Origin of the sequence: Paenibacillus sp. 1A_MP2 (assembly GCF_052244825.1) — a bacterium.
GTDB classification, from domain to species: Bacteria; Bacillota; Bacilli; order Paenibacillales; family Paenibacillaceae; genus Paenibacillus; species Paenibacillus vandeheii.
Genome location: NZ_JBQQCS010000001.1, coordinates 5,587,582 through 5,610,542, shown reverse-complemented (window position 1 = coordinate 5,610,542; position 22,961 = coordinate 5,587,582). Strand labels below are relative to the sequence as shown.

21 protein-coding genes and 3 pseudogenes are annotated in these 22,961 nt (G+C 47.8%); 15 read left to right on the top strand and 9 right to left on the bottom strand.

Annotated features, from left to right (window positions below; all coding sequences use genetic code 11):
* Nucleotides 1–7: 7 nt before the first annotated feature.
* Nucleotides 8–1,095 (bottom strand): annotated as a pseudogene (locus ACTWJ7_RS27595) (M24 family metallopeptidase).
* Between the two features lie 497 nt (nucleotides 1,096–1,592).
* On the opposite strand from ACTWJ7_RS27595, the gene ACTWJ7_RS27590 reads away from it, so the two are divergent.
* Nucleotides 1,593–2,642 carry a PQQ-dependent sugar dehydrogenase gene (locus ACTWJ7_RS27590; RefSeq protein ID WP_443146050.1) on the top strand — a complete coding sequence of 350 codons (1,050 nt, stop codon included), beginning with the start codon at nucleotides 1,593–1,595 and terminating at the stop codon, nucleotides 2,640–2,642.
* 264 nt (nucleotides 2,643–2,906) lie between these two features.
* On the opposite strand, the gene ACTWJ7_RS27585 is transcribed toward ACTWJ7_RS27590, so the two are convergent.
* The 3 genes from ACTWJ7_RS27585 to ACTWJ7_RS27575 form a co-directional block, all read right to left on the bottom strand.
* Nucleotides 2,907–3,134 (bottom strand): hypothetical protein, encoded by a 228-nt coding sequence (locus ACTWJ7_RS27585; RefSeq protein ID WP_443146428.1) that lies wholly within the window; start codon nucleotides 3,132–3,134, stop codon nucleotides 2,907–2,909.
* Entirely contained in the window at nucleotides 3,083–3,637 is a 555-nt protein-coding gene (locus ACTWJ7_RS27580) for an MBL fold metallo-hydrolase (protein WP_443146049.1), read from the bottom strand. The genes ACTWJ7_RS27585 and ACTWJ7_RS27580 overlap by 52 nt, the downstream gene beginning before the upstream one ends.
* 78 nt (nucleotides 3,638–3,715) lie before the next feature.
* Complete coding sequence (locus tag ACTWJ7_RS27575; protein WP_079350775.1) at nucleotides 3,716–4,261, bottom strand: hypothetical protein; 546 nt, start codon at nucleotides 4,259–4,261, stop codon at nucleotides 3,716–3,718.
* A gap of 128 nt (nucleotides 4,262–4,389) precedes the next feature.
* Here ACTWJ7_RS27575 and ACTWJ7_RS27570 point away from each other — a divergent pair, with 128 nt between their 5' ends.
* On the top strand, nucleotides 4,390–5,253 hold the full coding sequence (locus ACTWJ7_RS27570) for an SDR family oxidoreductase (RefSeq protein WP_301879586.1): 864 nt from the start codon (nucleotides 4,390–4,392) through the stop codon (nucleotides 5,251–5,253).
* Nucleotides 5,254–5,374: 121 nt separating this feature from the next.
* Here ACTWJ7_RS27570 and thrS read toward each other — a convergent pair whose 3' ends face one another.
* The 4 genes from thrS to ACTWJ7_RS27550 form a co-directional block, all read right to left on the bottom strand.
* Nucleotides 5,375–7,351 carry a threonine--tRNA ligase gene (gene thrS, locus ACTWJ7_RS27565; protein ID WP_301879585.1) on the bottom strand — a complete coding sequence of 659 codons (1,977 nt, stop codon included), beginning with the start codon at nucleotides 7,349–7,351 and terminating at the stop codon, nucleotides 5,375–5,377.
* A gap of 476 nt (nucleotides 7,352–7,827) precedes the next feature.
* Nucleotides 7,828–9,174 carry a sensor histidine kinase gene (locus ACTWJ7_RS27560; RefSeq protein WP_443146048.1) on the bottom strand — a complete coding sequence of 449 codons (1,347 nt, stop codon included), beginning with the start codon at nucleotides 9,172–9,174 and terminating at the stop codon, nucleotides 7,828–7,830.
* Nucleotides 9,175–9,203: 29 nt separating this feature from the next.
* The gene (locus ACTWJ7_RS27555; RefSeq protein WP_443146047.1) at nucleotides 9,204–9,587 is read right to left on the bottom strand and encodes a hypothetical protein; all 384 of its coding nucleotides are present in this window, start codon (nucleotides 9,585–9,587) and stop codon (nucleotides 9,204–9,206) included.
* Entirely contained in the window at nucleotides 9,584–10,351 is a 768-nt protein-coding gene (locus ACTWJ7_RS27550) for a response regulator transcription factor (RefSeq protein ID WP_079350772.1), read from the bottom strand. The genes ACTWJ7_RS27555 and ACTWJ7_RS27550 overlap by 4 nt, the downstream gene beginning before the upstream one ends.
* Before the next feature lie 229 nt (nucleotides 10,352–10,580).
* On the opposite strand from ACTWJ7_RS27550, the gene ACTWJ7_RS27545 reads away from it, so the two are divergent.
* On the top strand, nucleotides 10,581–11,759 hold the full coding sequence (locus tag ACTWJ7_RS27545; protein WP_443146046.1) for a M23 family metallopeptidase: 1,179 nt from the start codon (nucleotides 10,581–10,583) through the stop codon (nucleotides 11,757–11,759).
* Between the two features lie 69 nt (nucleotides 11,760–11,828).
* Nucleotides 11,829–12,331, top strand: a pseudogene (locus tag ACTWJ7_RS27540) (GNAT family N-acetyltransferase).
* A 73-nt stretch (nucleotides 12,332–12,404) separates the two neighbouring features.
* Here the strand turns inward: ACTWJ7_RS27540 and ACTWJ7_RS27535 are convergent.
* Nucleotides 12,405–12,905, bottom strand: coding sequence for a DinB family protein (locus tag ACTWJ7_RS27535; RefSeq protein ID WP_079350769.1), 501 nt, complete (start codon nucleotides 12,903–12,905; stop codon nucleotides 12,405–12,407).
* A 281-nt stretch (nucleotides 12,906–13,186) separates the two neighbouring features.
* On the opposite strand from ACTWJ7_RS27535, the gene ACTWJ7_RS27530 reads away from it, so the two are divergent.
* The 11 genes and pseudogenes from ACTWJ7_RS27530 (at nucleotide 13,187) to ACTWJ7_RS27480 (ending at nucleotide 22,892) form a co-directional block, all read left to right on the top strand.
* Nucleotides 13,187–13,600 (top strand): hypothetical protein, encoded by a 414-nt coding sequence (locus ACTWJ7_RS27530; protein WP_301879582.1) that lies wholly within the window; start codon nucleotides 13,187–13,189, stop codon nucleotides 13,598–13,600.
* 2 nt (nucleotides 13,601–13,602) lie between these two features.
* Nucleotides 13,603–14,892 carry an ammonium transporter gene (locus ACTWJ7_RS27525; protein WP_079350767.1) on the top strand — a complete coding sequence of 430 codons (1,290 nt, stop codon included), beginning with the start codon at nucleotides 13,603–13,605 and terminating at the stop codon, nucleotides 14,890–14,892.
* A 148-nt stretch (nucleotides 14,893–15,040) separates the two neighbouring features.
* Nucleotides 15,041–15,985, top strand: coding sequence for a YwqG family protein (locus ACTWJ7_RS27520; protein ID WP_079350766.1), 945 nt, complete (start codon nucleotides 15,041–15,043; stop codon nucleotides 15,983–15,985).
* Nucleotides 15,986–16,116: 131 nt separating this feature from the next.
* A complete protein-coding gene (locus tag ACTWJ7_RS27515) occupies nucleotides 16,117–16,434 on the top strand; it encodes a helix-turn-helix domain-containing protein (RefSeq protein WP_079350485.1) in 318 nt (105 codons plus the stop codon).
* On the top strand, nucleotides 16,383–17,267 hold the full coding sequence (locus tag ACTWJ7_RS27510) for an IS3 family transposase (protein WP_301879581.1): 885 nt from the start codon (nucleotides 16,383–16,385) through the stop codon (nucleotides 17,265–17,267). Before ACTWJ7_RS27515 ends, ACTWJ7_RS27510 begins: the two co-directional genes overlap by 52 nt.
* Before the next feature lie 169 nt (nucleotides 17,268–17,436).
* On the top strand, nucleotides 17,437–17,895 hold the full coding sequence (locus ACTWJ7_RS27505; RefSeq protein ID WP_301879580.1) for a DinB family protein: 459 nt from the start codon (nucleotides 17,437–17,439) through the stop codon (nucleotides 17,893–17,895).
* A gap of 341 nt (nucleotides 17,896–18,236) precedes the next feature.
* Nucleotides 18,237–18,959 carry a response regulator transcription factor gene (locus ACTWJ7_RS27500; RefSeq protein ID WP_443146045.1) on the top strand — a complete coding sequence of 241 codons (723 nt, stop codon included), beginning with the start codon at nucleotides 18,237–18,239 and terminating at the stop codon, nucleotides 18,957–18,959.
* Nucleotides 18,960–19,013: 54 nt separating this feature from the next.
* Nucleotides 19,014–19,187 (top strand): hypothetical protein, encoded by a 174-nt coding sequence (locus ACTWJ7_RS27495; protein ID WP_443146044.1) that lies wholly within the window; start codon nucleotides 19,014–19,016, stop codon nucleotides 19,185–19,187.
* Between the two features lie 23 nt (nucleotides 19,188–19,210).
* The gene (locus ACTWJ7_RS27490; protein ID WP_443146043.1) at nucleotides 19,211–20,149 is read left to right on the top strand and encodes a sensor histidine kinase; all 939 of its coding nucleotides are present in this window, start codon (nucleotides 19,211–19,213) and stop codon (nucleotides 20,147–20,149) included.
* Between the two features lie 385 nt (nucleotides 20,150–20,534).
* Nucleotides 20,535–21,038, top strand: a complete 504-nt coding sequence (locus tag ACTWJ7_RS27485; RefSeq protein ID WP_443146042.1) for a HAMP domain-containing protein — start codon at nucleotides 20,535–20,537, stop codon at nucleotides 21,036–21,038.
* Nucleotides 21,032–22,892, top strand: a pseudogene (locus ACTWJ7_RS27480) (transglycosylase domain-containing protein). Before ACTWJ7_RS27485 ends, ACTWJ7_RS27480 begins: the two are co-directional and overlap by 7 nt.
* The last annotated feature ends 69 nt before the right edge of the window (nucleotides 22,893–22,961 follow it).

Genomic DNA, 22,961 nt, shown 5'->3' with positions numbered 1-22,961 from the left:
ATAAGGATTAGTCCGTCAGAATTTGCAGCTCTTTTGGATAGGTTGTCAGCACTTCGACGCCATTTTCCGTCACCAGTACATCATCCTCAATACGCACACCGCCTGCTGTGGTATAAATGCCCGGTTCGATCGTAAATACCGTACCTTCCTCCAGAATGTCCATGTTCTGACCATGCAGCGAAGGATACTCATGCACGTCAATACCCATTCCATGTCCGACTCTGTGCAGGAAGCGCTCGCCATATCCGGCTTCTTCCGTAACCTGACGCGCCGCACGGTCAATATCCGCACAGGTGACGCCTGGCTTCACAGCACGAATGGCAGCTTCATTTGCTGCGAGCACGGTATTATAGATGGTTTGGAGTTCAGGTGAAATGTCACCAAAGGCAAATGTGCGCGTAATATCTGATGCATACCCGCCAGTGTAGACACCCATATCAAACATCAACAGATCCCCGTGTTGGAGCTTGCGATCCCCCGGTGTGCCGTGCGGCAGACCTGTTTTGGGTCCAGTAAGAACCATGGTATCAAAGGAAGGACCGTCTGCACCCAGCTTCTTCATCTGGTATTCCATTTCGGCAACCAGTTCAATTTCGGTTACGCCTGTACGAACGTGGACAGTCCCTGGCGAAGCGTCTCTTCGATCAGATGAATGGCGTGGCGAATACGTGCTACTTCATCCGGTGTTTTTTTCACACGCAAGGTGCGAAGCAGAGGGCCGACATCTTCAAAGCTGGCAGCACCCAGCGCGGCGGTTAACTGTTCGTAACGTGCGACCGTCACGTATTCTTTTTCGAGTCCCACGCGGCCCAGACGTCCCTGATAACGCTCAAACAAAGCGTAAGGATTGTCCGTGTCTGAATGCGTGGCAATGTTGGATACCGAAGAAGCGGCTGCTGCGGCCTCCTCGTCGAGTGCGGGCACGATCAACAGCGGATCTTCGCCGCGTGCGAGAACAAGCCCGAGGAAACGTTCATGCGGATTGCTCGCAAAACCGGTTAAATAGTAAATATGTTTTGGATCCGTGATCAGCATAGCGTCCAATCCTTGCGTAGACAAACCAGCTTCCAGCCGGGATAAAGGAGTTTGATTCATGAGTGTATACGTCCACCTTTCAGTTCGTTCTAAATGAACTAAAGAATATTTACACTTACCATTCCGATGACAGAACAACCTTCCGATCGCTGTTATCCCCAGATTTTTGGATTGTCTTTGTCAAAGGGTAAAATCCGGGGATAAAGGCGAAGCGTATGCTTCCGATGCAGCTTTCTTTCAGAAAGCTTTTAGCTGCGCTTCCTCAGGTTATTTCTGTCCTCTCCGTTCTCGTGTAAATGTTTAGTTCAATTTATATATCTTCTTTCTATTATAGAAGAATATCGAGGAAATCCAAATGGAGGCAGGAATGATGACCGAAAATTAGCTTTAACTACCCGTTTGAGGGGCAGGTGGGGAGGGTAATACAGGGCGAAACCGCGTAGATTTGCTAATTTGCTTACTTAGATTTATTTACTCGTTTACTTACGTTGGAAATGGACGGTCCTTGAAACTAGGATTACACGATATAACAACGATATTAGAAGGGAGTTGTAATCATGAATAATCGACTAAACGTTCCATTGTATGCTTCGTTACTCAGTATCGCCTTATTAACCGCCTGTGCTTCCGGTGACCCGACGACAGGATCACAGCAGACGTCTCAGGGTCAAGGTACAGGTCAGGAGCAGGCGACAGCGAGCGAAGGCAATGACGGTGCGAGTGGCGGTGAAGAAGAAACGGAGGAAAATGCCGTTATTCCTTACGAGGCTTCCGTGTTGGTCGACCGACTCAATGTACCCTGGGAGTTGGTAAGCGTGCCTGATGGACGGATGTTTGTAACGGAGCGACCGGGCACCGTTCGGGTCATCGAGAGCGGGGAGCTGGCTTCCGAACCCTTGATTGAATTTACGGCTCCATTTCATGAAGAGGGTGAAGGTGGGTTGCTGGGCCTTGCTGCTGATCCAGATTTTGATGATAATGGCTATCTGTATGCATATCATTCCTATCTTGAAGGCGATGACATTACAAATCGTGTATTGCGCTTGAAGGTAAGTGGCGGCAAAGCGACTATAGACAAGGAGTTGCTCGGTGACATTCCAGGCGGTATGAATCATAATGGGGGCCGGATCAAGATTGGCCCTGACCATCTGCTCTATATTACGACAGGTGAACGGTATGAACCGGAGCTGGCTCAGAACGAAGATAGCTTGGGTGGAAAAATATTGCGGATTGGTCTCGACGGATCGATCCCAGAAGATAACCCGTGGCCTAATTCGCCTGTATATAGCATGGGGCATCGGAATGCCCAGGGGCTGGCCTGGAACCCGAATAATGGCTATCTATACGCCACGGAGCATGGGCAGCGTAATTTTGATGAAATTAACCGCATTGAAGCCGGTGAGAATTATGGCTGGCCTGAAGTGGAAGGGGATGATGACAACAATGGTGCTTATCAGGCTCCGCTTGCACATAGTGGAGATGAGACGTGGGCTCCATCAGGTGTAGCGTATATAGAGGAAGGCCCGTGGGCTGGATCACTGCTTGCTGCCAATCTACGGGGGAACAGCTTCTCAAGATCACACTGTCAGAGGATGGCACAAAAGTAACACAGGTGGGACCGATTTTTGAAGGCAAGTGGGGACGTATTCGCAATGTAACTGCGGGGAAGACGGAAAGTTATATGTGCTGACGAACAACAGGGATGGCCGGGGTTCTCCACGTGATGGAGATGACCAATTGATCGTTATTACGCCAAACCTGTAACATGTAATGTACAATGAAAAGGGGCTGTCCCGCCATATTCATGACATATGGGACAGCCCCTTCGCTTCATTATTGACGTAAACATAGCCTTAGGTTGAAGGTTCCGATTAGTCCGCGCTTTCCGCAAGTTCAGCAATGCGCTGACTGGGTTCAGTGGTGTACTCTCCACCATGGTAACAAAGCACTTTCTCCAGCTTCAGGCCAAGCAGCCTTTTCAAACTGCGCAGTGCTTCAGGCATGTCCTGTGTTGCGGGTGGAGAAGGCCCCACCAATTCATCATCGATCACACGTAATTCATCGGCAGCGAGCAGGAATTGCTGCTCCCGGAAGTACAGGCAGATATGTCCTGGGGTGTGCCCCGGTGTATGAATGACCTGGATGCCCCCTGTAAAGATAGCATGTCACCGTCCTCAAGCACTTTGGATATTTTGAACTCAGTCCGTTGGGAGATCAATTGTTCTGCCAGCTCCGCTACAGGTTCAGGCAGCAACGCTTTGCGTTCCGGTGTAAACTTGATCATGGGCTCTTTGCCCGTGATATACGGAATTTCATCACTATGCGCCCAGATTTCCACTTCTGGAATAGCATTCACCAGGGCACCAAGATTACCAATGTGGTCTATATCGGAATGTGTTAAAATAATGCGCTTGATATCGGACAATTGAACGCCTTCATGTTCCAGTGCGGACTGAAGTTCATCGAATTGGCCAATCATGCCTGTATCCACAAGTGTAATACCATCTTCATCGCGCAGCATGACAGGGTAGATCGGGTTTTTACCCGCAGGTGTGACAATGTGAAGATGTAGAGTCGTTATATCCGTGGATGGATTTTTCATACTGGTTCCCGGATTGAATCCGGTCCACCTCCTTTATAGAGTAGGATCATTGTGTATTTATCATTTATCATGAACGGGTCAATTCTCTGGCTGATTATATTTCAAGTATTTTCTATATTGCTTCACCGTATCCAGGATGGATTCAAACTCTTGTTTCGCATCGTGATTCTCTCTGACGATGGAAGCATAAGAAAAGTTGGAGTGAATAAGTTTATTTCGGAGTTGAAACACGGTGGTGATTTCTTCTTCAATGTTCTCCATTCCCGATTTCAGGGAAATGTGTTGATTTTTCAATTCAGCCTGAAGGATCTCGATATTGGATAAAGAACGGTATGCGGGAGTTTTCATTAGCTGGATCGAATTAAATTTTTTTTGATGCGTTTGCTGGTATAGTTGATTCAGCAGGTTTTCAATAATCATGCATAATTCAATCGTCCATGAACTATATTTGCGCTCTTGCCGTTTTCGGATAAGCTCACCAATCTCTTCATCGTCCCACAGTTTATCCTTTTCATGCAGTGTTGAGTCTGGCTTTTGCTGGAGATGTTGGACCTCCTGTTCGATTAGTGCAATGTCATGTTTCGCTTCTTTTTTCAGTTTCTTGAAGTCTTCTTTGGTTAGCATGCGTATCCTCCCTATAAGACCAATATGTGATCTTTCGATTATCTCATATTGACGTCAGGAGTGCTTTAGAAACTAGAAGACAATGGTCCCAAAATACGAAGAACTTCGGTTCAGAAGGGAAATACCTGATGTCCACAAAGACAGCGATTGTAACGGGAGCTAATTCAGGCATGGGTTTGGCAACTACTATTGAACTTGCAAGGCAAGGGTATCACGTAATTATGGCTTGCCGCAGCGAGAAGCGCGGACAGCAGGCTCTGGAGGAGGCACTACGTCAGTCCGGCTCTACTGGGATTGAACTGATGCTGTGTGACCTGGGGTCACTGGAAAGCATCCGTCACTTTGTCCAATCATTTCGGGAGCGTTATGATACACTTGACGTTCTCGTTAATAATGCGGGTGTCGTCATGTTGAAGCGCCAGGAGACCTCGAACGGTTTTGAGCAAGGCATTGGCATTAACCATCTTGGACATTTTTTGCTTACCTTACTCCTGATTGAGCCGTTGAAGGCTGCGGAGCAGGGGCGGATTGTGAATGTTTCGTCTGGTGCGTACAAAGCTGGCAAAATTCATTTCGAAGATCCCCATCTGCATAAAGGCTATAATCCAATCAAAAGTTATGCGCAATCCAAGCTCGCTAACGTGTTATTCACCCGTGTTCTGGCCCGCAAATTGGCGGATACCCGCATCACGGTGAACTGTCTTCATCCCGGTGCGGTTGGTACAAGTATTGGTGTAGATCGTAATACCGGTTTTGGCACACGCATTATGGCTATCGTAGGCAAGTTACCGTTTTTCCTCTCTCCTGAAGAAGGGGCGCAGACGGCGATTTATCTTGCCACAAGTCCTGAAGTTGCCGGAATAACCGGACGTTATTTCTATCAACAAAAGGACCAGGAATTGAAAGCCCATGCTCTGGATGCCGCCGCAGCTGAGCGCTTCTGGACATGGAGCGAAGAGCAAGTCGGACTCAGACCTGAAGAAAAATTGTAAATGCTGATCATTCGAAGCAGAAGTGGCGACTTCCTTGTGGAGAGAGAATTAGAGGCAGCCGTTATCCATATTAACGGTCTGCCTCTAACGTTATGTTTCAGTCAATTCCTGTTTGAGCCGCTCAGGCTTTTGCCTTCACAGCCTGCTGAATCATCTCAATAAATGCTTCAATTTGCTGAATGCCTTGATCGCCTTGACCGTATGCACGAACAGAGGCGGATGAGGCATTTTTCTCATTTTCCCCGAGTACGAGAGAGTAAGGCACTTTTTCCATCTGAGCTTCACGGATTTTGTAGCCGAGTTTCTCACTGCGTAGATCTGTTTCTACCCGAATGCCGGCAGCCCGCAGCTGGCTCTGAACTTGAAGCGCGTAGTCGGCGTAATGATCCGACACAGGCAGCAGCTTCACTTGCACGGGCGCGAGCCAAAGTGGAAACGCACCGGCGTAATGTTCAGTCAGGATGCCGATGAAGCGATCGATGGAACCATAGATGGCACGGTGGATCACGACAGGACGGTGCTTCAGGCTATCCTCGCCAATATAAGTGAGATCGAACTTCTCGGGCATTTGAAAATCAAGCTGGATAGTTCCGCATTGCCAGCTGCGCTTCAGAGCATCGAGAATGTGGAAGTCAATTTTCGGACCGTAAAAGGCCCCGTCACCCTCGTTAATGCGGTATTTCACACCGCGCCGATCAAGTACATTTTGCAATGCTCTTTCTGCTTGATCCCACAGCTCCTCTGATCCCATGGAATCGTCCGGGCGAGTGGACAGTTCAATCTTGTACTCGAATCCAAAGATATCGTACATGCGTCCGATCAATGAAATCGCCTGGTTGATCTCATCTTCAATCTGCTCTGGCATTACATAGAGATGCGCATCATCCTGACAGAAAGTCCGAACACGCATCATGCCGTTCAGAGCGCCTGAGAATTCATGGCGATGAACCTGACCGAACTCCATCATGCGAATCGGCAGCTCACGATAGGAATGAAGTGTATTTTTGAAAATCAGCATATGTCCCGGACAGTTCATCGGTTTCAGTGCAAAAGTGTCATCATCCACCTCGGAGAAATACATGTTGTCCTTGTAATGCTCCCAGTGACCCGATTGCTCCCACAGACGATTGTTCATCATAAGTGGAGTACGCACTTCCTGATAACCTTCCTGTAGCTGCAACTCACGGGAGAATTGCTCCAGTTCTGTGCGGACAGTCATACCTTTGGGCAGATAGAAGGGCATGCCGGGTGCTTCTTCAGAGAACATGAATAGTCCAAGCTCTTTGCCCAGTTTGCGGTGATCCCGTTTCTTCGCTTCTTCCAGCATGTGCAGATGTTCATCCAATTGGGCTTTGCTCGGGAAAGCAGTGCCGTAGATGCGTTGCAGCATTTTATTATCCGAGTTGCCCCGCCAGTACGCACCAGCCACATTCAGCAGCTTGAATGCTTTGATTCGACCAGTGGACGGAAGATGAGGGCCGCGGCAGAGATCGAAAAACTCTCCTTGGTCATAAATCGAAAGCTCGGCGTCCTCTGGCAAATCCTGAATGAGTTCGAGCTTATACGGGTCCTGAATCTCTCCAAAGATGCGGAGCGCTTCCTCACGATTAACCACTCGGCGGCTGATCTTTTCGTTTTCCTGAATGATTTTGTTCATTTCCCGCTCGATGCCAGCCAGATCACTGATAGATAAAGCATGCTCCAGATCGACATCGTAATAAAATCCATCCTCAATGACAGGCCCGATGCCCAGCTTCACTTGTTCCGCACCGTAAATGCGTTTGAGAGCCTGTGCGAGTACATGAGCTGTGCTGTGTCGATAACGATACAGACCTTCCTCACTGTCCAGTGTAACGATGACGAGTTCGCAATCTTGCTCAAGCACCCAATCGAGATCGACATTCTTACCATCTACAATACCGCCGATGGCTTGTTTGCCCAGACTTGTGCTGATGGATGAGGCGACCTCTCCTACAGTGATACCGGCTTCGTAAGAACGTACAGCTCCGCCTTGCAGGCGAATTTCAATCGGATGTTGAGGTTGCTGTTGATCATTCGATGGATTGCTGGATTGGCTGTTTTTATTCGGATTACTCATGTGAACCACTCTCCAATATTCAAATTTGAAGCGCAAAAAACACCCGTCCCGGAAAAGGGACGAGTGCGCTCAGCTCGTGGTTCCACCCTAATTTGGTTATGAATGCTCCTGAACACGACCAGCCGCCGCAAGCAAGAACAACATAACCCTCATTGGAATCCGTTATCGGGGATCAGGCGGTGAACTCTACTGACAGCTTTGTCCGGAACTCATGAAAAAGTCCGCAAAACTGAGGTTCGAGGTCACGGCTGCAGAGGGGTAATTCCGGTCCGTTCGCTGAAGAAGGTTTCACCAATCCCTTCTCTCTCTGGGCAGCACGCAAACGGAATCTTGTCTCTGGTCATCGCCAAATATGCAGAATCGATATCGATTGAATTGATCTTAAAATCATTGAAGTCTATATCAATATATTGGAACAGGTGTTATTGAGTGTCGATTATATAGACTTGAAATGAAAAGGTCAAGCGGAATGTTTTTTACCCCTGTTCTGATTGTCCATCCCATATTAACCGAATGACAGTACCCACTCCAGAAGTTGATTGAACCTCGATACGGCCCTTCATCGCTTCGATTAACCCTTTCGTAACCGCCATACCAAGCCCTGATCCGACATCGGATGTGCCAGTATCAGTGCCGCGATAGTATCGTTCGAACAGCCTCCAGACCGTTTCCGAGTCCATTCCTTGCCCATCATCGGCAAAATGAACACTGAATTCGCCTGTCTGTTCACCCGGATGTACACTAACGGTCAGGGTGGACTCCGCTGGATTATGGAGAAGGGCGTTAGCGGTCAGATTATCCACAATGCGCTCAAAAGATGGAATATGCACATGGCCATAGACCGGAGCTTTGGCAGGCCGGAACAAAATTCTCCCTTTGCCATAGACCGGATTGCGTTCTGCACGCTGGACGAGATCATGCAGTAACGTATTCACGTCAGTTTCGTCCACAGGTGGCTGGTATCCACCGCTGCGCAATCGGTACGTCATGGCAAGGTCATTCACAAGTCGGTCCATATACATGGATTTGTCCAGCATAATACCCGCGAATTCTCGCACTTCTTCCGGGGACCAGCTGTACTTCTGTGCTTCAAGCATATGGGCGTATCCCTGGATGGAGGACAGAGGCGTCTTGAGGTCATGCGTTATTCCGGCGATCCATTCCTCACGCAGAGACTCGGTCTGTTTACGCAGCTCTTCATCTTGTTTCAGTGTGGTGGATAATGCCTGCATGGAGCGAAGCACTTCAGCATACACGTGGTATTTCCGTTTCCATTTGCCATTTCGTCGCTGGCTGCGAGGGGTGCCACCGATGCCTTTGGGTTCCTCATAATGTCCCTGCTCCAGCCGCTGGAGCCATTGGAGCATATGCAGCATGGGGGAACCGAAACGATTGGCGTACCAAAGGGCCAGGAGGATGAGCAAAATGACAACGGATAGGAGCAGCACGACGAGAGCTGGGGCCAAAATGAAGTTATAGGGATTTTCACCCCCTGAAGCAGTGGTATCGATCGGTATGTTGAGCATCCAGGTTGTGCCATTCTGTTCATCGTAAAAGGTTGCGGTCGACATGCCATATCGATTGGGATAACGAATACGCAGAACCAGTTCCTGAATGCTGTATTTACTGGGGACACCCATGGCTGGTTTGTTGTAAGAGACCAGCTCCTGTCCGTAGGCGTCCAAAATTTGCAGATAGGCACCTTTGGAACGAATGGCTTCCTCTTGTTTGGATTGAAGCACAAGCTCTCCATTGGCGTAATGACTATCCTCACGGGCTTGATCAAGCAAGGATTTGGACAGATTGCGTTCGCCATACAACAAGGTGAAATCCTCACCGTTTTTCTCCCGAATCAACATGGCGATCTGATAGGGGAACGCCTTTCGGCCCCCCAGTATGCGATCAACTCTCCGGGCTTATATTGCGTTGGAACGTCGCCCGGTGTATTGAAATCATCAATGACATGACCTTTCTCATCCAGAACCTGCAGCCACCCGTGATTTTTCTCGACCTGCTTCAGCAGCTTGGGATCATAGCGGACCGTCCCATCGGGCATGATCTCTGCGGTATTGATCAACTGGTCAAGACCGCTGGTAGCGAAGTCATCCACCAGGCTTACTTCATTCATCTTGTGAATGACCCAATGGGTGGCTGCGGAACCCAACAGGATGATAATAACGACTGCACCAGCAAGCATACCGATAAACCGCGTCATTAACCTGCGACGAATGCTCATGGGCGTGACACAGGGTTAGGCTGAATGAGTTTGTATCCCAGACCCCGGACATTGACGAGAAACGCAGGGTTAGAGGGATCGGCTTCAATCCGCTCACGGATCCGGTGAATATGAACCATAACGGTATTGTCGTCGCTGATGGCTTCCGAGCCCCAGACGCGCTCATACAATTCCGATTTGGTGAAAATACGATTGGGATGTTTGCAGAAAAAGAGCAGCAGCTGATAGACAAGTGCCGGACAAGTTACGGCCTGTCCTTCAACCTGAAGTTCACCGGCTTGTTCAAATACTTGAAAGCGACCAAAATCATATATCCCATCCTGTACGGCAGGAGATGATGTATTTACGTCAGAAGAGGGTGGAGCTGCAGTAGTAGAGGTCGCCAGTTTGGTAGGCAAATACCGTTTCAGCAGCGATTTGATCCGAGCTACAACTTCCAGTGGATTAAATGGTTTAACGACATAATCATCGCCGCCAACGGCGAATCCGGTTAACTTGTCATAATCCGTTGTTTTGGCAGTGAGAAAAAGAATCGGTGCATCGGTCACTTGCCGCAGAAATGGACAGATTTCGAGTCCGCTTTTGCCAGGCAGCATGATATCCAGCACGATGCAATGATAGGTTTTATTTTGGCAGGCGGTAATCGCTTCTTCGCCAGTCGCGACGGTATCAATGTCTACAAATCGCTCTTTAAGCAGAACGGTTTTGAGCATATGTAAAATGGTTTGTTCATCATCAACTAGCAGTATGGAGACGTGATCCATGATGTGAAATGACCTCCCAGGACTTCCTATTGTTTATTGCTAATCATACCATCCAGAAGGGCAATGTAGTGTGAGAGCTATCTTAACGGAATCTTAATTATGATGCCATAGAGGACGCCACAGTTTAGCTACATGTAAGGATGGGTTAGACGAAGGATAAGATTCATTCTGTACACTTAACTGGAAAGTATAACGATCACCAGAAGGGATGTTGAGAATGAGGTGGAGAATGAACAGGCTGCATGAGAGAACTAAGGTACAGGAGCAGCGCTCGAATTACGGAAGAAGTCAGCTGGAATCCACATATGCTGCACATGAGAAATTACAGAGCAAAAAGAGCTGGAGGCTGATTGCCATTACCCTTGGCGCCTTCGTGATGTTGTCTGCATGCGGTAACAGTAACTCGATTACATCCGAGCAGGCGGAGCAGCAGTCCAAGGAACAGACGACAAATACCAATGAAGCCAGTGAGACTACCGATCAGGAAGAGAATTCAGGTACAGAGGTGAGCGCAATCATTACACCCGACAATTTCATCGATACGTTAATGAATGGTTCCAAGGATGCCATTTACAGTCAGATGAGTCCGGAATTGAAGCAAGCGATAACCCTTGAACAATTCAAAACATCTGCTGATCAATTTCTGGAGGGGGTAACCTCACTGAATCAAGTGGTCCATCTCAAAATGAACAAGTTGACTGAGCTTTCCTGGAAGGATCAAACCGGAACAAAAGGGATTCAAGCCTATTTTAGCGAAGCCAATCAGATTGAGGGGCTGTTGATCCAGCCGCTGGTAACCCATAAGGACACGGATGGAAAGTTTACCAAAACCGAATTTCAGTTCCCTATGAAGGGGGAATGGTATGTCTTCTGGGGAGGCAATGATGTGATGTCTAACTATCATTATGAGCATGAAACACAGCGCTACGCGCTTGATATCGTGCGAACCAAAGAAGGTTTCAGCTATAACGGGGATGCGCAGGTGAATGCAAGTTATTACGCTTTTGGTGAACCGCTCTATGCGGCTGCGGACGGAACCGTAGTTGACATCAAGAACGATATTCCAGACAATACGCCAGGCGTTATGAACCCGGAAGAACCGGCAGGTAACAATGTGGTCATTGACCATGGAAATGGAGAATATAGCATCACCGGTCATATCAAGGAAGGCAGTGTAGCGGTCCAAAAAGGGGATAAAGTCAAGCAGGGAGACCTCATCGGAGAGCTGGGCAACTCGGGGAACTCCAGCGAAGCTCACCTGCACTTCCAGGTATCGGACGGACCGGATCTGTTTACTTCCCATTCCATTAACATTCGTTGGGCGGATCAGAGCCAGCAGTTAACCCGGGAAAGACCTTCCAGGGATTGTCTGAGTAATTGCGGGGCTGACCGGATGTTTTGGGGATGACGCCAGCTTCCTTCCTCCGTTATAATACCGTCATGAGATAGAATTGATCAGGATGATGGAGGAGTAGACATGGAACTGGATAGTGTGCAGATTGAGTATGCGCGTCGTGAGGACTTGCCAAGGATTGTGGAGATCTATAATTCCACGATTGAGAGCCGGATGGTGACGGCGGATTTGGAGCCAGTGACTGTAGAGCAGCGAGTTCCATGGTTTGAGGAGCATTCTTCGGATCATCGTCCACTCTGGGTGATGAGGCATAACGGACAGGTTGTGGCCTGGGCCAGCCTGAGTTCATTTTACGGACGCCCTGCTTACAATGGGACGGTGGAAGTCAGCGTATATGTAGATCAGCAGTGTCGGGGAATTGGGCAGGAGGACGCTTGCTGAACACGATTTTTGACGCTTGTCCTGCGCTTGGAATCAAGACGATTCTGGGCTTTGTCTTTGGACATAATGAACCGAGTCTGGGGTTATTGCGCAAGCATGGCTTTGAACAGTGGGGGTATTACCCCGAAGTGGCTGTGCTGGATGGCATCAACCGGGATTTGGCGATCTTGGGCAAAAAAATATAAGCCTATTTCAAAGTAAATGAAACCTCCAGATCCACAGCGCGTGGATTGGAGGTTATTTTTGCTTACATGGAATTTAGGTGTGGGACACGCCAAGCCTTTGCTTAATATCCTGAATCTGTGCCAGATGACGCTCTTCATGATAGCTTGCAAAATAGACCCATTGAGCCAGATCCATCTCACCGAAAACCGGGTGAGGAAAGGACTTGCTCCGCAGCAGTTCAGCCTCATGATCCTGTGCAACGTGCATCAGCGCCTGATGCGAGGCTTCCAGGTCGTGGCGAACATTCGCCAGAGCTTCCGGTTCCGCAGGAGGCTGGAGATGAGCCGGAGCGTTGACAGAGTGGCTGCGATCCAGTGTTAGCTCATATGGTTTTTTGTCCACAGAAACGGTCTGTTCCTTCTCTAGAGCCGCTCGAGCTTGCTTCACAATTATACTTTCCATCAGATTCAGGTGACGGAGCACTTGCATCATACTCCAGCGTTCAGGTGTGGGTCTAAGGTTCAATTGTTCTTCATTAAGCCCAGAGATCGCTTCCCAGATTTGGCTCCGAATGTCGTCATTACGAGTGAACATCGTGCAATCCTCTCCTTTATATGAGTTCTATGATGTCAGCTTGTATATGTGTAGGCCCAGCATGTGGGTGCTTGATATATATCATAGAGGATATGAAGGGTGAATGCGAAAGAGGATTGAATTAACCTTGTTAGTTGAAGTTGTAGGGGTAAGAAAAAAGCTATTTCTTATAAATGAGCTATTTCAAATCATACCATCGCCAAAAAAGGATTGACGCTAAGTGCTGCTGGACTCTATAATCGATAACAAGTAACTTTATATGTAAGGAGTCCTGACATGGTATGTTAGTAATTGACGAAGTGTATCAACATACAGCATTGCAAATATCATCGTCCGATTTATTGTACCTTATCCAACAGCTCAAGGTCAAAAAAGAAAATGAGATTGAAACGCTCAAACATAAAATTGAACAATTCGAGCAAAAAAAACGTGCGGAAGAAGTCGCTTATCAATCTTTGTCGCCAGTACGCAAATGGTTCGCAGGGCGACCCGCATCCCATCACCAGGCGGTGGAATATATGGTCCAGGTGAAGGAACGTTTTCGCAAAATGGAGCAGATTCGGCGGCGGATACGAGAACTGGACCGCATTGCCGAACGAATCAAGCATCCGGACAGCATTGAACGGGACGAAATCGAGCTTACGCCCGAAACGATCCGGGAGATTAGACAGCTTAGGGAAACGGAGGATGTATAAGCATGACTTTGGAGACGTTAAGCTCCGGGATTGATACGGTCTGGGTCGTACTGAGTGCAGCCATGATTTTGTTGATGGAGGGCGGGTTTGCCCTGCTGGAAGCTGGCTTTGTACGTTATAAAAATAGCGTGAATATTATTATGAAGGTTTTCGCCGACATTACGATTGGGACATTGCTTTTCTATGCGATCGGATTTGGCTTAATGTATGGTTCTGATGCTGGTGGTTTGGTAGGCATAACTGGATTTTTCCTCAATGGAGATTTGTCTCATCTGGACGTACCCGTATCACTGGAAACATTTTGGCTGTTCCAGGCCGCGTTTACTATTGCCGTCATTTCCATCGTATCGGGTGCTGTGGCTGAGCGGATTAACTTTCGAGCCTACCTGCTGTACATCATACTGATGACCGCAATTATTTATCCAATTGGTGGTCACTGGGCATGGGGCGGCGGTTGGCTCAGCAAGCTGGGGATGCAGGATTTTGCTGGTTCCGCGGTCATTCACGCGTTGGGCGGGTTCTCTGCACTGGCCGCAGCGATTATTATTGGGCCGCGTAAAGGAAAATACACGCCGCTTGGCGTGAGTGCCATTGCGCTTCCGAGCAATCTGCCGCTGGCATCTGTAGGCGCATTTCTGCTATGGTTCGGCTGGTTTGGCTTCAATGCAGGAAGTACGCTCAGCGCGACTGATGTAAGGATCGGTCACATTGCCATCGTTACGATGTTGTCTGCTGCTTCGGGCGGCGCAGTTACACTGCTCTACACCTTGTTCCGTTTCAATCGTTCGGATGCACCATCCGTCATTAATGGCTCGCTTGCCGGTTTGGTTGGTATTACGGCGGGTTGTGCCTTTGTCGGTGATGTGGCTGCGATATTCATTGGGGCGGTATCCGGATTGCTCATGATGGCTGCAACGAGTTGGCTGGACCGCAGGCAGATTGATGATCCGGTGGGGGCGTTCCCTGTTCATGCTGTATCCGGGATGTGGGGAACCATTGCCGTGGGTTTATTTGCAACGGATGGGGGCTTGTTCATGGGAGGCGGCTGGAGGCTGCTGGGTGTTCAGGCGCTCGGTCTCACGGCTCTGGTCGTCTGGGGATTTGTCATGACCTGGATCGGTCTGAAGCTGATTGGCAAGATGGTTCCTGTCCGTTCTACGGAAGAAGAGGAAGATCTGGGCCTGGATATTAGTTATCATGGTGTAATGGCTGCCCACCAGTCGCATGAATTTCTGGATAGCGAGGAGCATATTCGCGCATTCCAGGATGATCTACCGCATCGGAATCGTTAGGGATGATGGATCGTAAGGATAGAGGCTGACAGCGAATGTCAGTCTCTTTTTCGCTAGAAGCAGGGAAAGAAGAGGCAGCGGAAGAATATACAGGTGTGTACCTGAATATGTCTCACCATAGATGTATTGTCAGAAGGGGAGGATCTGTATGATTAAACCTGAACAATGTGAACGTCTGACCAGAAAAGCCCGGAAAACACTTGAGGAATATGGATTGGGTAATGCTGCCGATCTGCTGTTATCTTCAAGTCGTTGGGGAATTCGCCTTGATGTATCGACAGCGGATGAGTATCGCAGAACAGGAAATTCACGTGTAGGTGGAGATCCGGATCTGCCGGAGAACATGAAATGGCCTTTGACACAGGATGGAGTACCCATGACTTTCCTGGCCCAGTTGAACCTTGTGGACTTGACGCCATATATGCCAAATGATGGTCGCGGGAATTTGCCCGAACGGGGCATGTTATATTTTTTCATTGGAGTGGATGAGCCTGCTTATCATATTGAGCATCGTGTAATTTACGAGCCGGACGCTCATAACCTGACAAGGCGAGAGCCTGCGGGCGAAACTGCGCTGAAGCAGGAGGATTTTGTAGCGCACTCGGTAACGGTGCTGCCTAACCTTGAGTTTCCTACATATGCGTACATTGATTCTCTGGATCTGAATGCACTCGCTGCCCCGCTATCTGGTGGAAAAGTAGCCGTCGAAGGGGAGGAAGGTCTATATGACCGATACCTTGAATTCGAGTCCAGCTGGAATCATCCGAGTACACAGAACTGGGGTGGCATGTTTGGATATCCTGACGGTCAACATCCGGATGCAGAGCATCAGGCGCTGTTACAGATCGTACTTGGTGAAGAGTATGATTATGATGAACAGGCGTGTGAGAAGAAGCTGACTGCTCATTATGGTGGAGATGAGGAACGGACACAACAAGAGCTTTCGGATACATTGCTTCTATTGAAAATTGATACGCATGACGCTATCGGATTTCAATGGTGGGATTGTGGAGAGTTGCAATTTTTCATTCGCAAGGAGGACTTGCTTGCAGGACGATTCGATCAAACGTATTGTTCGTTATATTCAAGTTAAGTTCATGTTTGTTATCATAGAAGCAACAAAAAGTCCCAAATGCCGTCTATAAGAGTGAAGTGCACCCCTTAGAATAGACATTGGAAAAACCCCTGGGTTTAGCCGATGAAATTCTAGGGGGTGTATTTTTTATGGCGATTAAGGGACAAAAGTTTAAAACGTATTCGGAGAAGATAAAAAATGAGGCTATTCGTTTGCATACGGTTGAGGGGTGGACTTATCGAAAGATTAATGAACATCTGGGGATTCATGATCCAGGACGAATGAAGCGCTGGATGCGAAAATATCGGGAACAAGGTGAGTTTGGACTGATGGATCAGCGAGGTCGACGTAAAGAATACTTGGATCAAGACCGCTTTGTACAAAAACTGAAACGGGAGAATGAGTTGCTAAAAAAGTGCTTGGTCATCTGGAAGGAGGAAGCAAACAAGAAAGATTTCAGATCATAGAAAAAGTAGCGGCATACGGTGATATCCAGAAACTTTGTGATGTGTTTGGCGTGTCACGGAGTGGATTTTATGCCTATGTAAAACGTAAACGATTCGATCGCGACGCAAAGGCGAAGAAACAAGTGCTTCAAACGTATCAACGATATGAAGGCAAATATGGTTATCGGCAGCTCCAGTTGTTCCTTTGGCAAGATCAGGGGATTTGGATGAACCACAAAAAGGTGCTCCGCCTGATGCAAATGCTCGGTATTCAATCTCGAATCCGTCGTAAACGGCGCTCCAGCAGCTCGTATACACCTGCGCAGCGTGTAGCAGAGAACCTCTTGAAGCGAGATTTCAGTGCAGAAAAACCGAATCAGAAATGGGTAACGGACATTACCCAGTATCGTGTGGGAGAGCGCTGGATATATCTTTCAGCCATAAAGGATCTGTTTAATAACGAAATTGTGGCTTACGAAATAGGCGAACGCAACGACAATGAACTGGTGCTTCGCACATTCAGCAAGGCGTTTGCGAAGCAAAAAGACGTGACCGGACTGGTCGTTCATAGCGACCAAGGATTCCAGTACACGTCTCATGCTTACCACGACATGCTGCCAAAGGTTGGCGCCCGAATCAGCATGTCTCGCCGAGGAAATTGTTATGACAATGCCTCGATGGAGAGTTTCTTCTCGCATCTCAAAACGGAAGGACTCTATCCTTATCATATCCGAACGCTTAGCGAAGCACAAAGCAAAATCGAAAAATATATCCGTTTTTACAACCGAAAACGGCCACAACGGAAACTAAAAAAACTGACGCCGGTAGAGTACCGACGCCAGTTTGCAGCCTAGGGTCTTTTTATAATGTCTACTAAATGGGGTCTTGACCAGAGGGAGGAGGGGCTTTTTTGTTCGTCATTGTTAGTTTTCAAACATGGCTGGTTTATATATGAAGGGGGAATAAATGGGTTGATTAGCGATCATACGTTCTATATAATGGGATAAAAAGGGAGTGTTTCTGTTGATTCAATCCGCATTCAAACATATTGATGTGGCAGTCACATCATTAATCAATTTATGTGACCAACTATCCGAACAGGATTTGGCTTTGACTCCGATTGAAGGCAAGCGGCCGGTTGGAGAGTTACTTTCTCATCTATCCGTCATTTGTCGTGCAGATGTACATATTTCGGAGGGAGCCTCTGAAGAAGAAATGGCTTTGTTTTACGAGGAAAATCAGCCGAATACACTCAGTGAGATCAAGGAAGCGTTGATTGCCAATCAGATGTACCTTTACCATAGATACAGACAGTTTAACACGGAAGAATTATTACAGGTGACTGACTCCTATCGGGGCGCTTCGTACAGTCGTCTGGAGTGGTTGCTTGAGATTATGGGACATGTATACCACCACAGGGGCCAACTGCACACGATGCTAACTTTGACTGGTATGGAGCCCAAAGTGGCGTTGTTTGAATAGAAAAATTAGATACATCATACGAGTTTCTGTCTGAATAGAAACAAGATTAGATAGAATACATAGAGCATGTTATCCGAAACAAGCAACGGTTAAATCGGGATTAGATCGACGATACTATACTTTACTGATAGGGAGTACCAAATGGAAGGCAACAACACTACATAGGTTGAGAGAAATAGACTGAACATATTCAGAGATTGCATTGGTTTACGATAATTAACCCATTATGAAGGGGCATTCAGTACTGGGAATTTGAACGTGTTACCCCCTTTCTTGAGCGCGATGATTTTCGCAGATTCATATTCTAGTGGTATACTCTGATCAAAGCAATGATTCATGGAATGGAAAGGAATAATGCCGTGGCACAGCCAGCAACCATTCTGCTTGTGGATGATGAGCAGGATATTATTAAACTGATGGAGATTTATTTTGGCAATGAAGGATATCGGGTTCTGACAGCCAGTGATGGGATCGAGGCGCTTGAGCAATTGAAGAAAGAGCCAATTGATCTGATTATTCTGGATGTCATGATGCCAAATATGGACGGAATTGAAGCCTGTATGAAAATTCGGGAAGAGCAGAAAATGCCGATCATTATGCTGTCCGCCAAAAGCATGGATATGGATAAAATCACAGGGCTGAGCATCGGTGCTGATGATTATGTGACCAAGCCGTTTAACCCGCTTGAACTAGTGGCACGGGCAAAATCACAGCTTCGCAGGTACTATACCTTCAATGAAGGCCGGGAGAACAAGGAGCATGAATGGGTGATTGACGATCTGGTCATCAATACCGATACCCATGAGGTCTGGGTGGATGAGCAGCCTGTTCGTCTGACTCCCCGTGAATTTGCCGTTCTGGAGCTGCTGGCGCGCCATCAAGGCTCTGTGCTTAGTATGGAGCAGATCTACAGACAGGTCTGGAAAGAGGAATTCATGGAATCCAACAACACCGTCATGGTGCATATCCGCAAGATTTGGGAGAAAATTGAACTCGACAGCAAACATCCCAAGTTCATACAGACGGTATGGGGTGTTGGGTATAAGATGATCAAACCACAATAAGCACGTGCGTCTACAAGGTGAATTGGATACAGAGCGTGAGCAGGGAGTTCCGAGATGAATTCAAAAATAATTAACACAGTCCGCTGGAAATTTATTTATGCATTTTTGCTGAGTGGCATTTTAACGGCGGCTATTTTGTATGGGGCAGCAAAGTTGTACGATCCATTCTGGAAGCTCAGACCTATCCTGATTATTCGCTCCCTGCAAAGGGCATTAGGTGGCTGGTGAACAATATTGGGTCGGTGCCATTAATGATTATAATTGGCATACTTGGCTTTGTGCTGTTCTTTTTCCTGTTCACACGCAGGCTGATGCTCGTTTTGGATGAGATTACCGCGGGAATTCAGGAAGTAGCCAAAGGAGAACTGTCTCATCGGATCGAGGTAAAGACATCGGATGAATTTGGCGTTGTCGCTGCCAGTATTAATCAGATGGCTGAACAATTGCAGCTGTCATTGCAGGAGGAGCGTAGTGCGGTCGCTGCCAAAAATGATTTGATTACAGGCATTTCTCATGATTTGAGGACACCGCTTACCTCCATTCTCGGATTTTTGGAGTACATAGAGAAGGATCGGTATCAGGATGAAATTGAGATGCGCTATTACGTGAGCATTGCGTACGAGAAATCCTTAACATTAAGGAAACTGATCGACGATTTGTTCGAATATACCCGTGTCAGTGGTGGGAGCCTGCCCTTGTCCTTGACTTCTCTGAACCTGAACCCGTTTCTGATGCAGCTGGCGGAAGAGTTCGCTCCGATGCTGGAAGAGGCGGGCATGACATACAAGATCATCGGTGGACAGGAGCCTTTATGGATTCAGGCCGCTCCCGGGGAGCTTGTTCGTGCATATGAGAACCTGTTCAGTAACGCAATCCGTTACGGGGCACAGGGGAAAGTGATGGAGATCGCGTTGTCTCTTGAAGGTGATGAAGCCGTGGTGCGTATCAGCAATTACGGTGAACCGATTCCGGCCCAGGATTTGCCCCATTTATTCGATCGATTCTACCGGGTGGACAAGTCCCGCTCTCGTGATACGGGCGGCACCGGACTGGGGTTGGCTATTGCCAAGTCAATGATAGAACTGCATCAAGGAAGTATAGCTGCCTACAGTGAACAGGGCCGAACCGATTTTGTTACGCGTTTCCCTGTAACTGCTGCTCCGATGAACAGAGACCAAGCGGAACAGTAACTTGAAAGAATTCTCGTCCGATGTATTAGATCTTGCTTGATTCAACATCCTAATTGCTTAATTAAGAAAATGATAAGAAGTTACCCACTTCCTCATTAAGAAATATTCGGTATCCTTAACCTCAATCGTACACATGAGCTGCAAAATTGAGGAGGATGCCGAATATGAGATTATTATTACGTACAGTCAGACTTAGATACATATATATCTGTGGAGCAAGCGCGTTACTTAGCGCCGCGCTCCTATTTGTCGTTTATCACATGTTACGTTTTGCCCACCGTCATCTCCTCTCTGAGACAACAGGGATAACTCGCGTTATGCATTGGGTGATAAACCATATCGGAACAACACCGTTGGTTATATTCATCGGGGAGGTTTGTTTGCATTGTTTTTTTGGATTCGATCACAGAAGATTGCAGATGACCTCAAGGTGATTGCTCGTGGAGCTCATGAGCTGGCTAATGGCCAAATTTCAGCACCGATTGAAGTGTTGAATGGCGGGGAACTGCGGCAGATTGCTGCCGATCTGAATGACGTTGCCATACGTATACAAGCGGAGCACATAAATAGTTCAGATCATGAGTGGATAGATCGGGAGCCAAGAGGCGAAGATTGGTTCGGAAAGCAACATATTCAAGAAGATTTGGTTGGATCACAATCTGGTCGCATAAGTGCCGATCTGCCGATTAAACTGACGCTCTATGGTGTTCGTTCATCGCTTGATATGGTCATGGAAGGACGCTGCCGGGATGAAGCGGAGATTCAGCACTGGGTCAGGCTGGCGTATGAACAGACGTTAAGGCTGGAGCTTGCCCTGGATTCCATGGAAATGAAGCCACAAGAACATTCAGGTTCCATTCCTCATGTATTCAGGGAGCCTGAATGTTGAGATCCAGTATAAGGCGGGGAGTCTATCACATATTTGATGCCTCTGTAGTGATCGTTATTTTGCTTGTGATCGGCTATATCTATCTGGTTGCTTACGGCGAAGGTGTACTTCGCAATCATCCTGAGGCCATATCAACGGCCTCTTCTACCATCATTACGAATGCCAACGGAACAGAAATTTCGAGATTACAAGTGCAAACCAAGGGATATTCGGAATATGCCGAATTGAAGGACATGCCCGATCTGTTAAAGCAGGCGTTTCTGGCTACGGAAGATCGACGTTTTTATAATCATAACGGATTGGATTTTATTGGGATTGGCAGGGCGGTTGTGCAGGATGTTTTACATATGAATCTCAGTCAGGGGGCAGCTCCATTACACAGCAACTGGCCAGAAATCTGTACTTGAACGGAGACAAAACGCTGGTTCGCAAGGTGAATGAGATGTCGATTGCCATGGCGATGGAAAAGAAATTTAGCAAGGATGAGCTATTTGAGCTGTATCTGAATCATATTTATATGGGACGTCAGCAGTACGGGGTTAAAGCGGCGGCGTGGCGTTACTTCGGGATTAAGGATTTACATCAGCTGGAGATTTGGCAAATCGCTACGCTGGCTGGAATTCCCAAAGGACCTTCCATATACAATCCGGTAGATCGGGAAGACCTGTCCAAAGAGAGGCGTTCTGTGGTTCTTGGCCTCATGCATGAGCAAGGAATTATTACAAAGAGACAGATGGAGGAAGCGCGAAGTGTGGACTATACACCGCCAGATCCAACATCTGCATCGAGTCCAGGCTCGCCAGTGCCTGCTTACGTGTCTGCATTAGATGCGGTGATCGAGGAGGCTTCTCGCCTTACAGACAAAAGTATAGCAGAGATTCAATCCGCAGGCTGGACCATTCATACAGGATTGGATGATCAAGCGCAGCTAGCGATGGAGCAAGCGTTCAGCGAATCTTCCCGGTTCACCGATGATCGCAAGGATGAGCAAGTGCAGGCGAGCATGGTCATACTGGACCAGCATAACGGTGAAGTCAAAGCGATGATGGGCGGGCGTGACCCTGTAAAAGGAGGCATTAACCGGGCAACCGCGGATGCAAGGCAACCCGGTTCTGCATTCAAGCCCATCATTGCATACGGACCTGCATTGGAATCCGGCGGTTTAAGCCGGAGAGTATTCTGCCTGATCAACGCATGAAATATGGGAGTTATCAACCAAGCAATCTGGGTGGGCGTTACAGAGGTACAGTTACGATGTCACAAGCCATTGAACATTCCATCAATGCTCCAGCCGTATGGCTGCTGCATGAGACAGGGTTGGGACGCGCACATCAATTTGCAGATCGATTGGGCATTGAACTGGGTAAGGAGGATCTCAATCTGTCGATTGCCTTGGGTGGCTTGCATAAAGGGGTATCTCCACTGAAAATGGCTCAGGCCTATTCTGTCTTTGCTAATAACGGCAAGTTTAATACGTCACATCTGATTCGTGGAATTACGGATTCACGTGGCCGGGCGATTTATACTTTTAAGCCAGAGAACAAGCAGGTGATCTCCACCAACACGGCAACGGCTATGACCCGTATGCTCCAAGATGTGGTCAGTCAGGGAACAGGCAGTAGAGCACAGCTGAGTCGGCATAAAGTAGCGGGGAAGACAGGAACAACGCAGGCTGCATTACCTGATGTAAGCAAGGAAGCTAATCGGGATCTGTGGTTCGTGGGATATACCGGCAAGTGGACGGCTGCAGTCTGGATGGGATTTGATCGTACGGATGCAGAACATTATATGAGATCCGGAAGTGGTGTGGCGGCAGATTTATTTGCGTCTGTTATGAAGCGTGCTTTGCCATGAAAGAGATGGTTTACTGTATAACGATGGACAAGGATTTTCCAGCAGACATGGGGAGATTTCTGCCTTATG